Raw genomic sequence first — 13,860 nt, 5'->3', positions numbered from 1 at the left:
AATTAGAACTGTAGTCCTGCATTAATTTGTTTTGGACATTTCTGCTTGTTTGTCACTTTTAAACAAGATTTATAATTACTTAATAATCATTTCTATGCTGAATAAAAGCATCAAATTTCTAATAGAAAATAAATTAGTAGCTGTTTTACTATTAGCTTTGTTCGTCGGTTGGGGCGTTGTAAACGCACCTTTTAATTGGGAGACCGGTATTTTGCCTACTGACCCTGTAGCTGTGGATGCCATTCCCGATATTGGTGAAAACCAACAAATTGTTTTTACCAAATGGCAAGGGCGCTCGCCACAGGATATTGAAGACCAAATTACGTATCCACTTACAACTTCGCTTCTAGGTATTCCAGGCGTGAAAACTATTCGTAGTTCCTCTATGTTTGGGTTTTCCAGTATCTATATCATTTTTGAAGAAGATGTGGAGTTTTACTGGTCACGTAGTCGCATTCTCGAAAAACTCAATTCGCTTCCTTCCAACTTGCTGCCAGATGGCGTTAACCCAGCTTTGGGCCCTGATGCCACAGGTTTAGGACAAATATTCTGGTACACCCTAGAAGGTCGTGACAAGGATGGTAATGTAACCGGTGGTTGGGATTTACAGGAACTGCGTAGTATACAGGATTATTATGTGAAATACGGATTGTCATCAGCAAGTGGTGTTTCCGAAGTAGCGTCTATCGGCGGTTATGTTCAGGAATATCAAGTAGATGTGGACCCGGAGAAAATGCGCCAATACAATATTGGATTAAGTGCCATTGTCAAAGCCGTTAAGCAGAGCAACCAAGATATTGGTGCACAAACATTGGAAATCAATCAGGCCGAATATCTGGTTCGTGGTTTGGGCTATGTAAAATCCGTTGCAGATATTGAAAATGCCGTGGTCACTTCAGAGAATTTTACGTCTATCCGAATAAAAGACATCGCAACTGTTCATTTGGGACCGCAAACTCGTCGTGGTATTTTAGATAAAGAAGGTGCCGAAGTTGTTGGTGGTGTTGTGGTAGCGCGATATGGCGCCAACCCTATGGAAGTTATCAATAATGTAAAAGAGCAAATCGCTGAACTGTCATCTGGGCTTCCAACAAAAGTTCTGGCAGATGGCCGCACCTCACAAGTGACCATTGTCCCCTTTTACGACCGTACCCAGCTTATTCAAGAGACCCTACACACGCTTAATGAAGCACTCACGCTTGAAATCTTAATAACCATTCTGGTCATTATCGTAATGGTGTTCAACCTACGCGCATCCATCTTAATTTCAGGTTTGTTACCCGTTGCAGTATTAATGGTTTTCATTGCAATGAAACTTTTTGATGTAGATGCAAATATTGTAGCATTGTCAGGGATTGCCATTGCTATAGGTACAATGGTGGATGTGGGCGTTATACTGGCCGAAAATATGATTCGGCATTTGGAAGATGAAAAATTACGCTTTCGCGAAAGCGGAATCGAGTACACCACAAATGAAATCATCTACAATGCAACTGCTGAAGTTTCTGGTGCAATTTTAACGGCAGTATTAACAACCATTATCAGTTTTATTCCTGTATTCACTATGATAGGTGCTGAAGGAAAGTTGTTTCGTCCACTCGCATTTACAAAGACAATGGCGCTCACGGCGTCTTTGGTTATCGCCCTTTTCTTGATACCACCATTTGCCGCATTCCTTTTCAAAAAGAGTACTATTAGGGAGCACGCTAAATATATTATTAATGCTGTTCTCATCGTCCTTGGTATCACAGCCATCTTCTATGGTTATTGGTTGGGTATTATATTAATTGCCTATGGAATCGTTGCAATTTTGAGTGTACGCGATATTATCACGGCAAAAAGAGCCAATCTAATACATATCGTTATTTCTTGTATTGCTATTGTTTTCCTTCTAGCCGAATACTGGCGACCACTAGGTTTTGACCGCGGTATTATAATGAACTTGATTTTTGTTGCGATTATCTGTTTCGGATTACTGGGGGCGTTTTCAATTTTCCAAAAATATTACGACACTATATTACGTTGGGCACTTCAAAACCGATTACTGTTTTTAATAATTCCGACCACAGTGTTGATTTTAGGGGCCATAATAATGCGCAACACGGGTAAAGAATTTATGCCATCGCTCAACGAAGGCTCATTCCTGTTAATGCCAACATCCTTGCCACACGCAGGTGTTGAAGAAAACAAGCGTGTGTTACAGCAGCTTGATATGGCCGTAGCCAGTATTCCTGAAATCGAAACGGTAGTAGGTAAATCGGGTAGAACAGAATCTGCTCTTGACCCTGCGCCGCTCTCGATGTATGAAAATGTGATTCAGTATAAGTCTGAATATATGCGAAACAAGAATGGCGAGAGACAACGCTACCGCGTAAACGATGATGGTTTATTTGTTCTGAAAAATGATAAATTCATTATTAATCCAAATAATGAAATCGATGATGACGCTAATTATGAGGCCTCGCAACTAAAAACAAATGCAACCCATAACGATTTAATTGAAGACGGCAGCGGTGAATATTACCGAAACTGGCGGCCAGAAATCGACAGCCCAGACGATATCTGGAATGAGATTGTGAAAGTGACAAAATTTCCAGGGGTGACTTCTGCACCAAAACTACAACCTATCGAGACAAGGCTCGTAATGCTTCAAACAGGTATGCGTGCGCCTATGGGTATAAAAGTTAAAGGGCCAGACTTGAAAACAATAGAAGCTTTTGGTCTACAGCTCGAAGACATTTTAAAACAAGCTGAAGGTGTAAAAGAACAAGCTGTCTTTGCAGACCGTATTGTGGGCAAGCCCTATTTACTAATTGATATAAAACGAGACCAATTGGCACGCTATGGAATTTCCATAATGGATGTTCAGGAAGTACTTCAGGTAGCTGTGGGCGGTATGCCGCTTACTCAAACGGTGGAAGGTCGTGAGCGGTATGGAGTAAGAGTGCGCTATCCGCGTGAGTTGCGTGCAAACTCAGAAGATTTAAAAGATATTTATGTTCCGGTTGAGAAAGGAAGTCCGGTTCCACTGAGCGAATTGGTAGACATACGTTATGAACAAGGTCCACAGGTCATAAAAAGTGAGGACACCTTCCTGATAGGGTATGTACTGTTTGATAAACTCGATGGCTTTGCCGAAGTTGATGTGGTCGAAAATGCCCAAGCGCTCATTCAACAAAAAATAGACAATGGTGATTTGATTGTGCCACAAGGTATTAATTACCGTTTTACGGGTACGTATGAAAATCAGCTGCGCGCAGAAAAAACACTTTCCGTAGTTGTGCCTTTGGCATTGCTTATTATTTTCTTGATTCTGTATTTCCAGTTCCGTTCTGTTTCCACCTCGTTGATGGTATTTACAGGAATCGCAGTTGCCTTTGCAGGTGGCTTTATAATGATTTGGCTTTACGGTCAGGATTGGTTCTTCAATTTCAGCTTTTTTGGTGAGAATATGCGGGATTTGTTCAATATGAAAACCATCAATCTAAGTGTTGCTGTCTGGGTTGGCTTTATTGCGCTTTTTGGTATCGCAACAGATGATGGTGTAGTTATGGCTACCTACCTCACACAAACTTTTGACAGAGAGAATCCCAATGATAAAAAAGGAATCCGACTTGCCACATTAGAAGCTGCTGGAAAGCGAATTCGTCCGTGTTTGATGACTACTGTTACCACCGTGCTTGCACTCTTACCTGTACTTACTTCTACGGGAAAAGGAAGCGATATTATGATACCTATGGCAATCCCCATTTTCGGTGGGATGATTATAGATATTACATCCTACTTTTTAGTACCAGTATTATATAGCTGGAAAAAAGAGTACCAACTTAAACGAGCAAACAAATGAAAAATATAAAAATTATTACCTGTCTTTTGTTTGTTTCCGCTTTCGCGAAAGCGCAACAACTACAATCATACATTGAAGAGGCACAATCTAACAACCCCGAGATTCAAGCCTTTGAACTGCGCTATAACATCGCCGAAGAAAAAGTGAACGAAGCAAACTGGCTGCCTAATACTGAAGTGAGTGCTGGGTACTTTGTCAGTGAGCCCGAGACCCGTGTTGGGGCGCAGAGAGCACGTATTGGCTTTAAGCAAATGTTGCCTTGGTTCGGGACCATAACGGCAAGAGAAAATTATGCAGCCTCAATGGCTGAAGCTGAATATGTGGAAATCATAATTGCCAAAAGAAAACTGGCACTTTCTGTAGCTCAATCCTATTATCGTTTGTATGAAATACAAGCAAAGCAAAGGGTGCTCGATAAGAACATTAAATTATTAGAAACCTATGAGCGTCTTGCCCTTACATCGGTTGAAGTAGGCAAGGCATCTTCTGTTGACGTTTTGAGATTACAGATTCGTCAAAATGAATTGCAACAGCAAAAAGAGGTGCTCGAAGAGGAATTTGGGTCAGAACAAATCACCTTCAATAAGCTACTCAATCGTGATGGAACTATGATGGTTGATGTGGTCACATTAATGGAAATTCCAAGTGAAAACGCCGTATCTGGTAGAGATGCACTATCACTTAATCCTGAACTGCTTAAATATGATAAACTCTACGAATCTATAGCACAATCTGAATTGCTCAACCAGCGTGAGGCATTACCTATGTTTGGTTTTGGGGTTGATTATCTACCAGTGAGCGAGCGAGCGGATATGAATCCAATAGACAATGGAAAGGATATACTAATGCCTATGGTTTCAGTTTCCATTCCCATTTTTAATAATCGGTATAAATCTATTTCAAGGCAAAATGACTTGCGCCAACAAGAAATCGAGACTCAAAAAGCACAACGATTGAATGTTTTGGAATCCGCTTTCGCAAAAGCAATATCGCAACGCAACCAAGCACGAATAGCATATAATACACAAGAGAACAATCTGAAACAAGCAGAAGATGCTGAAGAAATTCTCATTAAAAACTATGAAACGGGCACCATTGATTTTAATGATGTGCTGGATATCCAAGAGTTACAGCTCAAATTTCAGTTAAATCAAGTGGAATCGATACAGAAGTATTACACACAATCTGCAATTGTTAATTACCTAATCAACTAACCGGATGGAAAAGAAATTATTTATAAAAAATATGGTGTGTAATCGCTGTATTAAAACAATCCAGAGTGATGTTGAAACATTAGGGATTCACTTAAAGCATATTGAATTGGGTTCTATTATTTACGAAGAGAAATCTATAGATGATTTTGAAAATATAAAAAATGTTTTAGAAAACAATGGTTTCGAAATTTTACTGGCGCAAGACCAGCAATTAGTAGAGCAAGTTAAAATTGAACTTATTAAATTATTACAAAAATTACCACTTCAATTAAATAAAACGCTGTCCAAGCATTTGGAAAGTAAATTAAACCTTGAGTACTCAAAAATCAGTAAAATATTTTCTGTTACGGAGCATATTACCATAGAAAAATACTTTATAAAACTCAAGATAGAAAGAGTGAAAGAGCTGATTCAATTACAAGAGGGTAATTTTACGGAGATAAGTCAGCTGCTTGATTACAGTAATGTAAATCATTTAAGTAGGCTGTTTAAAAGTGAAACTGGTATGAGTCTGACTAATTATAAGAATAATCAAAAAAGTATTAGAAACCCTTTAGATCAAATAAGGTAGATAACAACCATAATTATGACACAAACTTCTCGTAATCAATATTAATTTTAAAAAAAAGTAATCTTATGAAAAAAATAAACTATGCATTTATTCTTTTGTTACTGTGTACCTATACAGCATCTGCACAGTCCGTGGAAGGTAATGTCGATAATCTACCCGTTCACGAATACACATTAACTCTAAAGGAAGAAATGGTTAACAAAGCAGGTAAAGAAGTTAAAGGGATGACGGTAAACGGAGGTATTCCAGGGCCAACGCTCGAATTTACCGAAGGGGAGTACGCAGTAATCTATGTAAAAAATGAAATGAGCGTGGAGACATCCATCCATTGGCACGGCTTGTTGTTGCCCAATTTTTATGATGGGGTACCCTACCTTTCTACACCGCCCATAGAACCCGGTAAAACACTAAAATATGAATTTGCAATAAAGCAAAACGGCACCTATTGGTACCATTCTCATACAATGTTACAGGAACAGAGCGGTGTTTACGGCTCAATTGTAATACAGCCCAAAGAAAAAACCTTGGAGTATGATAAAGAGCAGGTTTTGGTACTATCTGACTGGACCAACGAAAAACCGCGGGATGTACTTCGGTTTTTAAAGCGAGGTACAGAATGGTACAATATAAGAAAAGGAACAGCTACGCCGCTTAACCAAGTAATTGCAAGGGGCGCATTTGGGGCGCAATTAAATTTTTGGAGACAGCGTATGGAAAGTGCAGATGTGGCAGATGTGTATTACCCAGCGTTCTTAATTAATGGAGAAGAAAAAGTGGAGTACCCCGAGTTTAAACCTGGCGAAAAAGTGCGCCTTCGCATTATAGACGGCTCTGCTTCTACTTCGTTCTGGATGGCCTTTGGCGGCCCTGACCCTTTGCTTGTCTCGGCAGACGGTAAAGATGTAGTACCGGTTAAGCATAACAAGACATTTATAGGGGTCGCTGAAACCTATGATTTTATCGTAACCATACCGGAGAACGGCAAACTGGAATATAAAATTATGGCCCAAGACGGCTCTGGTACCGCAACGGCATACCTAGGCCAAGGACCTATTGTTGCTGCACCCGATGTATCCAAACCTGATAAAATAGGGATGATGCAACAAATGGCCAAAATGAAAATGAAAATGGGTGCACCCGCTTTAAAGTTCCGACCAGGCAAAGATGAGCGTTACGAGATGAAAGAAAAATGGGGAATGCAAATGGACGATAATATGCAGATGGAAGGAATGAAAGATATGGATATGGGCACAATGAATATGGACAAGTCCAATATGAAGGATATGGAGAAGCATAAAATGGACGAAATGCAAATGGATATGAAAAAGGACTCAATGCAGATGGACCATTCCAAAATGGCCGGGATGGACACAAAAATGGATACCAAAATGAAAAAGGCCTCTCAAATGGATGATATGAAAATGGACGAAGCAGATGGAATGCAGGGAATGAATATGTTTTCAGAGTATAACTATGACTACTTGAAATCGCCGGAGAAGACCAATTATGACCCAGATGTTCCTGTAACGGATATCCTATTAAACCTTACCGGGAATATGCAACGCTATATCTGGAGTATGAATGGTGTTCCTCTATCTGAAGCAGATAAAATAAAGATCAAGGGAGACGAAGTAACTAGGATTACCTTCAATAACCTGACTATGATGCACCACCCAATGCACCTACACGGTCATTTTTTTAGGGTCATTAACGAAAATGGGGAATACTCACCCTTAAAACACACAGTCAATGTTCCACCAATGAAACAAGTTACCATTGAATTTTATGGTGATGAATATGGCGATTGGTTTTTCCATTGTCATATTCTATACCATATGATGGGAGGTATGGCGCGTATTGTAAGTTATGATACCCCTAGGGATCCAAGGTTGAAGGAATATCCCGTATCTAAACTTATTGACGAGACCGACCAGTTCTATTCCTACGGAATGATAGATGCCGCATCACATATGACCACTTTGAACCTTATATCTTCAAATATCCGAAACCAATTCAGTTTGAGGGGCGAATATGGTTGGAACAGGAATATGGAGGTTGAAGCTGCCTACGATAGATACCTCTATGATTATCTAACCGTTTTTGGCGGTGTAAATGTCGAGAACGAAATGGAGGATAGCCTTGAAGAAATAACAACAACAGCTATAGCAGGGATACGATACCTTACGCCCTACTTATTTACGTTGGATGTGAGGATGGATAGTAAGCTACGCCCGCAGATTAGCTTAAGCCGTGCTATTACCATTTTCCCTAGAACTATTGTTTTTGGGATGTACGAGTACCAAGCAGATTTTGGGTGGGTAGATGACCTGCCTCAAGGAGATAATTTCAAAAAAGAGATTACTTGGAGTACGGGTGTTGAATATCTTTTATCCAAAAATTTCTCATTGATGGGAAGTTATGATAACCGTTTTGGTGCAGGTGGAGGATTATCACTAAGATTTTAATGACTAAAAAATAAAACGATGGACTACAATTGGGATTTCTTAACCATTTTCGGTGTTATTATTCTAGGTGTTTTCATCTATGCAGGAGGAAAGAAAATAAAGCGGACTAAAAGTTCAAAGGCTATGGATGTCCTTGATGAAAGGTACGCTAAAGGAGAGATAACCAAAGAGGAGTATGAAGAAATTAAGCAGGCTATAGGCTCAAAGAAATAAAAAAAAGAAGCAATCCAAAAATCTGTTAGACATAGCACTATGTAAAAAAAAATTAAGCTGTGTAAACAGGTATAACAATAAATTAAAATCAAATATTAACTATTAAAATCGAAATTAAAATGAAAAAATTAAAAATGACCGTCGGTATTTTAGTAATGACCTTAACCCTTACGGCTATATCCTGTAAGGACGGAAAAAAAGATGAACCAGCTGCACCTATGAGCAATGAGATGTACCAAGAGTCTATGGATGACAAAGATGATATGGCAATGAGTGACAACCAAGACGCAAAAGCAGAAGCAATCCTGAAAGATTATTTCAACTTGAAAGATGCACTTGTAGGCGATGACAATGATAAGGCAAAAGAATTGGGAGCAACGCTTGCAAGTACTTTTGGAAATTTTGATGCATCCAGCTATTCAGATAGTGAGCAACAGGAACTCAAGGATATTATGGAAGATGCCACAGAACACGCAGAACATATTTCAGAAAGTGATATAGCACACCAGCGAGAACATTTTAAAATCATAAGTAAGGATGTAACAGATATGGTTGCTATAACCGGTACAGAAAACACCTTGTATCAACTATTCTGCCCAATGTATGATGGAGGTAGTAATTGGTTAAGTATGAGCAAGGACGTTAAGAATCCTTATTATGGAAGTAAAATGTTGACCTGTGGTGAAATGCAAAAGGAAATCAATTAAATGAAAATTTTAAAAATCATAGCAATAATAGCACTGGTAGGGTTTGTGGGGATTCAATTTATTCCCACGGAACGCAATCAAAGTTATACGGTTCCCGAAACTGATTTTATGTTGGTACATAATGTTCCTGAAACTATTCAGAAAAAATTACAGGTATCCTGCTATGATTGTCACAGTAACAATACGCAATATCCTTGGTATAATAAGATTCAACCCGCTGCTTGGTTTTTGGAAGACCACATTAAAGAAGGCAAGGCCGAACTTAATTTTAACGAATGGGATTCGCTTTCAAGCCGAAGAAAATCAAGTAAACTTCGATCAATTATCAAACAGATAGAAAGCGGAGAAATGCCTTTGGATTCTTACACTTTGATACATAAAGATGCTAAGTTTTCTGAAGCGGAGGCAGAAGAATTAATCAATTTTATCACACAATTAAAAGATAGTTTATAAACAATAATTTAAAAATAATAAAAATGAAAAATTTAAAAATGAGTATAGCAGTAATGCTATTGTTAGCAGTTTCTTTTACCAACGCCCAGGAAAAAGAAAAAATGAACCACAAGCACGGTGAAATGGAAATGGATCATAGTAAAATGAAAATGGACAAAATGAATCCAGCGGCAGAAACGGTTCTTGCCGATTATTTTATGTTGAAAGATGCTTTGGTAGGCGATGACACCAAGAAAGCGGCACAATCAGGTTCTAAATTGGTAGCCTCTCTTAAAAAATTCGATAAGAGTAGTTACTCAAAAGAACAACAAAAAGAGCTGGCCGATATCATAGAAGATGCTACCGAGCACGCAGAACATATTTCTGAAAGTGCGATAGACCACCAACGCGAGCACTTTAAAACGTTAAGTAAGGATATTACTGATATGGTAGCTATTACGGGTACAAAAAGCACGTTATATGAACAATTTTGCCCAATGTACGATAAAGGAAGTGCTTGGTTAAGTACAAGTAATGAAGTAAAAAACCCCTACTATGGCAGCAAAATGCTTAAATGTGGGAAAGTTCAAAAGACAATTCAGTAAAGTTGTAATCCTTTTGACCAAAATCAAGAGAATTAAGCAACCAACAATAATCAAAGATGAGGACTAAAATAATCAAACTCTTTTTGCGACTTGCAATATCAATCGGATTTTTATCGGCAGTAGCTGATAGATTTGGATTGTGGAACAAAGATGTTTCTGTGTGGGGGAATTGGGATAATTTTCTTAACTACACACAACAGATAAATCCTTGGATTCCGGACTCATTAATTTCAACAATCGGAATTATTGCAACCGCAGCTGAAATTATTTTTGCATTCTTCTTGATAATTGGATTTAAAACAGAATTGTTCGCAAAATGGAGTGGATTTTTACTGCTACTATTTGCGCTTTCAATGACATTTTCCACTGGAATAAAAGGAGCATTAGACTTTTCAGTCTTTACAGCTTCTGCTGGAGCTTTTGCGTTAAGCCTAATGAAAGAAAAGTATATGGAATTGGACAGCCTAATTGCAAAAGGAAATAATTGAGTGTAAATAAACAAAGTAAGAAACCGATAATATGGTAGTAGGAAGTTTAAATATGGCAAAATACAAAAGACTATTCAATAGGTAATCCCTTCCCTAAGCATCTTTTGTTGCTCTGGTTTATTAGTTAACAGAAGTAAATAAGATGTCTGGGATATCTTGGGTAGTCATTAAGTCCTGTCGTGGGAAGGAAAACAATGTTGATGGTTAGTGTTAATTCCTTCCCAGGTCAGGCAAAAATTTAAGTCCTAATAAGAGAGAGGGCACATACTTTTGGTTGGTTAGTGAAGCCCTTTCTCTTAATTAGGCACAAATAAAATAGTATGAAATGAGCCATACAAAAAAGTTGATAACAAGCGAAATGTTGATTGGCCAATTACATCTGATAATTAAAAATAAATAAATATCAACAGATGAAAGATTGTTGTAAAACCGGTAGCGAAACCAAACAAAAGAGAAGTGGCTTCAAAAAATGGTTCAATTATACCATTTATGCCATTATAGCCATTATTGTGATAGGTGTATTGATCTTGCAATTAACAGGTGATTAATTTAAAACTATATAAAATGAAATCTAAAAAAATAATTTTCACCGTATTGATGTTAGCCTTGTTTGGAGGTTTTTCGACGGTATTTGCTGATAGTAATTTTATTGTTTCTGAAACTAAAACCGACATCAAGGATGAGAAATCACTTTCTATTTTTGAAACAAGCAGTCCAATTTCTGTCTCACAAGACCATACTGAAGCCGGTTTGGACGATTTCCCTAATCTGCATCCATTAGTTGTACACTTCCCGATTGTACTGCTTTTATTGGCAGTTTTGTTACAGCTCATCCAGCTGTTCGTTTTAAATCGCACACTGGATTGGGTCATTTTACTAACAGTAGGATTCGGATTTATCGGAGCTTACGTAGCAGGTACACTGGTGCACCCACATACCGAAGGACTTACAGAAACCGCAAAAAAGGTCTTGGAACTGCACGACAAATATGCAGATTGGACTTTATGGGCAAGTGCTTTGGCAGCCCTATTAAAAATAGTAAGCCTCTTCTGGTACAAATTAAAGCGAGGTTTTGAAATTGGGGTATTTGTAGTTATGGCTTTTGCAGGATATTCAGTAGCACAGGCAGGACACTATGGTTCACAGCTCGTGCATATTGAAGGAGTTGGCCCACAGGGGAAATATCTTGGTAACGAAAACGAAGAAGGTCACGGAGAAAGTGATGAACATTCACATTAATACTGAAAAATGAGAAAAGGATTTATTATAACCGCTATATTTTTAGTTGCTGCATATATCGTTATGGTATTTTGGCATCCCCATTTGTGGTGGATTGGATTGATTATCCTTCCTTTACTCGTTCTCGGTCTTGTGGACTATTTTCAAGAATCAAATAATATTAGGAGAACCTACCCTTTGCTTGGTAGAATCACAAATCTTCTTGAGGAGCAACGCCACGTTATTCAGGAAACATTATTGCTCAACCGTACCGAAGGGCAACCCTTTACTTTAATTCAAAAGGAAATTGTCTATAAAAGAGCTGCCGATGCGCTTATAAATCAACCTTTTGGAACACAGATTCCGTATGACAAAGTGGGGCGCGAGTGGTTTACCCATTCCACATATCCTGCAAAACAAATCAATGACGACTTTAGAGTTCTTATAGGAAGTTCCCACTGCTTAAAACCTTACTCTGCCAGCATTCTCAACCTTGCGGGAATGAGTTTTGGTTCCATAAGCAAAAATGCTACCCTTGCTTTTAACGGTGGTGCGAAAATAGCAGGTTTTGCTCAAAACACCGGCGAAGGTGGCTTTACACCCTATCATCAAGAATACGGTGCAGATATTATCTTTCAGTTTGGAACAGGCTATTTTGGATGTCGTGATGCAGAAGGAAATTTTGACGCCAAAAAATTCGCCGATATCGCAACCAACGATGTAGTGAAAATGATTGAAATAAAAATATCGCAAGGTGCCAAACCTGGCTTTGGGGCAATTTTGCCGGCAAAGAAGAACACAAAGGAAATTGCCAAATTCAGGGATGTGGAGCAGGGAACGGAAATTCATTCCCCAGCCTTTCATTCGGCATTCGACAATGACGTTGAAATGCTACGCTTCATTAGAAAATTGAGAAAACTCTCTAAAGGAAAACCTGTGGGAATAAAGCTGTGCATTGGTCAACAAGATGAGTTTGAAAGAATGGTTCAAACCTTTGCCGAAAAGCAAAATTGCCCAGACTTTATAGCCATTGACGGTGCCGAAGGTGGCTCTGGTGCTGCCCATATGGAATCCTTACATTGGGCCGGTATGCCAATAATTGAAGCCATCCATTTCGCAAACGGCATTCTTAAAAAGTATGGGTTGCGAGATGAAATTAAAGTAATGGCAGCTGGTAAAATTATATCCGCTTTTGATATCTATAGAATGATGGCGCTCGGCGCAGATGCCTGTTATAGCGCAAGAGGGATGATGTTTGCCTTGGGCTGTGTGCAATCGCTAAAATGCAATTTGGATACCTGCCCTACGGGAATTACCACAATGGTGCCTTCCCGAGTTGCATCCATTGTTGTAAAAGATAAAAAAACCAAAGTTGCCAACTATCATAAAAATACCATCGAAGGTTTTAAGGAACTGCTAAAATCAATGGGTATTGAAAATAGAAAGGGTATCGACAAAAAGTATATTGTCCGCCGAATCAATGAGAATGAGACCAAGACATATCAAGAGTTATACTCAAATGGATTGAATGGTCGAAAAATAAAAAGTAATGGGTAAAAACTTAATTTATTTGTTAATAATACTGTTGTTTTCAAGCAATGTATCTATAAAGGCCCAAAATTATATAGTAAAGGAAGGAACCGCATCCTTTAAGGCAAAAATGCCACTTAATTCCTATATCGGCAAATCTGATGATTTACAGGGCACCATAGGTTTTAAGGACGGCACGTTGACCTTTTCGGTTCCTGTAAAATCCATAAAGACAGATAATGAAAAACGGGATGGACATATGTATGATCTGGTAAAAGCGGAAAAAAAACCCAATGTTGTTTTTGAAGGAAAATTTATGGACGATTTTAATTTTGAAGAAAAAGCGACACAAACGCTCAACGCAAAGGGAGATTTCACCCTTGCCGGAGTTACTCGGGAAATAACCATTCCTATTGAGTTGAAACTTGTTTCAGAAGATACAATTCAATTAACAGCTTCTTGGTCTTTATTGATTACCGATTATAATTTGGAACGCCCAAGTTTGGTATTTATAAAAGTTAATGACAAGCACGACTTGAGTGTGGATGCAATACTTACGAAGAAATAAAA

General features: G+C 38.5%; 13 protein-coding genes. All 13 read left to right on the top strand.

What is annotated here, in order from left to right; all coding sequences use genetic code 11:
* The first annotated feature begins 94 nt into the window (after nucleotides 1-94).
* The 13 genes from P164_RS11950 (at nucleotide 95) to P164_RS11895 (ending at nucleotide 13,858) form a co-directional block, all read left to right on the top strand.
* Nucleotides 95-3,847 carry an efflux RND transporter permease subunit gene (locus P164_RS11950; RefSeq protein WP_008610772.1) on the top strand — a complete coding sequence of 1,251 codons (3,753 nt, stop codon included), beginning with the start codon at nucleotides 95-97 and terminating at the stop codon, nucleotides 3,845-3,847.
* On the top strand, nucleotides 3,844-5,061 hold the full coding sequence (locus P164_RS11945; RefSeq protein ID WP_013073636.1) for a TolC family protein: 1,218 nt from the start codon (nucleotides 3,844-3,846) through the stop codon (nucleotides 5,059-5,061). The genes P164_RS11950 and P164_RS11945 overlap by 4 nt, the downstream gene beginning before the upstream one ends.
* Before the next feature lie 4 nt (nucleotides 5,062-5,065).
* Nucleotides 5,066-5,632 carry a helix-turn-helix domain-containing protein gene (locus tag P164_RS11940; RefSeq protein WP_008610774.1) on the top strand — a complete coding sequence of 189 codons (567 nt, stop codon included), beginning with the start codon at nucleotides 5,066-5,068 and terminating at the stop codon, nucleotides 5,630-5,632.
* A 65-nt stretch (nucleotides 5,633-5,697) separates the two neighbouring features.
* Entirely contained in the window at nucleotides 5,698-8,097 is a 2,400-nt protein-coding gene (locus P164_RS11935; RefSeq protein WP_028376593.1) for a multicopper oxidase domain-containing protein, read from the top strand.
* An 18-nt stretch (nucleotides 8,098-8,115) separates the two neighbouring features.
* Complete coding sequence (locus P164_RS11930) at nucleotides 8,116-8,310, top strand: SHOCT domain-containing protein (RefSeq protein WP_013073634.1); 195 nt, start codon at nucleotides 8,116-8,118, stop codon at nucleotides 8,308-8,310.
* 119 nt (nucleotides 8,311-8,429) lie between these two features.
* Nucleotides 8,430-9,017, top strand: a complete 588-nt coding sequence (locus P164_RS11925) for a DUF3347 domain-containing protein (protein WP_013073633.1) — start codon at nucleotides 8,430-8,432, stop codon at nucleotides 9,015-9,017.
* Nucleotides 9,018-9,470, top strand: a complete 453-nt coding sequence (locus P164_RS11920; protein WP_013073632.1) for a heme-binding domain-containing protein — start codon at nucleotides 9,018-9,020, stop codon at nucleotides 9,468-9,470.
* Between the two features lie 23 nt (nucleotides 9,471-9,493).
* Complete coding sequence (locus tag P164_RS11915) at nucleotides 9,494-10,054, top strand: DUF3347 domain-containing protein (protein ID WP_008610779.1); 561 nt, start codon at nucleotides 9,494-9,496, stop codon at nucleotides 10,052-10,054.
* 56 nt (nucleotides 10,055-10,110) lie between these two features.
* Nucleotides 10,111-10,542: a hypothetical protein gene (locus P164_RS11910; protein ID WP_008610780.1), complete on the top strand. Its 432-nt coding sequence runs from the start codon at nucleotides 10,111-10,113 to the stop codon at nucleotides 10,540-10,542.
* Nucleotides 10,543-10,952: 410 nt separating this feature from the next.
* A complete protein-coding gene (locus P164_RS18825; protein WP_008610782.1) occupies nucleotides 10,953-11,090 on the top strand; it encodes a hypothetical protein in 138 nt (45 codons plus the stop codon).
* A 16-nt stretch (nucleotides 11,091-11,106) separates the two neighbouring features.
* The gene (locus P164_RS11905) at nucleotides 11,107-11,781 is read left to right on the top strand and encodes a DUF2231 domain-containing protein (RefSeq protein ID WP_013073630.1); all 675 of its coding nucleotides are present in this window, start codon (nucleotides 11,107-11,109) and stop codon (nucleotides 11,779-11,781) included.
* Nucleotides 11,782-11,790: 9 nt separating this feature from the next.
* Nucleotides 11,791-13,317, top strand: a complete 1,527-nt coding sequence (locus P164_RS11900) for an FMN-binding glutamate synthase family protein (protein WP_028376592.1) — start codon at nucleotides 11,791-11,793, stop codon at nucleotides 13,315-13,317.
* Entirely contained in the window at nucleotides 13,310-13,858 is a 549-nt protein-coding gene (locus P164_RS11895) for a YceI family protein (protein WP_013073628.1), read from the top strand. The genes P164_RS11900 and P164_RS11895 overlap by 8 nt, the downstream gene beginning before the upstream one ends.
* The last annotated feature ends 2 nt before the right edge of the window (nucleotides 13,859-13,860 follow it).

Origin of the sequence: Leeuwenhoekiella sp. MAR_2009_132, from assembly GCF_000687915.1 — a bacterium.
In the GTDB taxonomy this organism is placed as follows: domain Bacteria; phylum Bacteroidota; class Bacteroidia; order Flavobacteriales; family Flavobacteriaceae; genus Leeuwenhoekiella.
The sequence above is the reverse complement of the archived record's forward strand: the minus strand, read 5'-3'. Positions and strand labels throughout refer to the sequence as shown.